Source organism: Corynebacterium sp. HMSC036E10, from assembly GCF_001836265.1.
In the GTDB taxonomy this organism is placed as follows: domain Bacteria; phylum Actinomycetota; class Actinomycetes; order Mycobacteriales; family Mycobacteriaceae; genus Corynebacterium; species Corynebacterium coyleae.
This window is the reverse complement of sequence record NZ_KV827985.1, coordinates 1-202: the sequence shown is the minus strand read 5'-3', so window position 1 is coordinate 202 and position 202 is coordinate 1. Positions and strand designations below refer to the sequence as shown.

Genomic DNA, 202 nt, shown 5'->3' with positions numbered 1-202 from the left:
GTTGATGTGAAGCCGGATGGTTCCACGAAGCCGGTTGATGTGAAGATTTCGGCGAATCCGTCGACGGTGTCGGGCACTGTTTCTGGTGTGCCTAAGGATGCCGCGGTTACGGTGACTGTTGGTGGTAAGTCGACCACGGTTCGGGCTGATGGGTCGTTCTCGATTGGTGGTGTGCCGGCTGGTGAGCAGACGGTTGAGGTTT

At 57.4% G+C, this 202-nt stretch carries 1 protein-coding gene; it reads left to right on the top strand.

Annotated elements, in window-relative coordinates; translation table 11 throughout:
- Positions 1 to 202: hypothetical protein (locus HMPREF2736_RS12405; RefSeq protein WP_210399453.1), on the top strand; the 202-nt coding region annotated here is incomplete at both ends.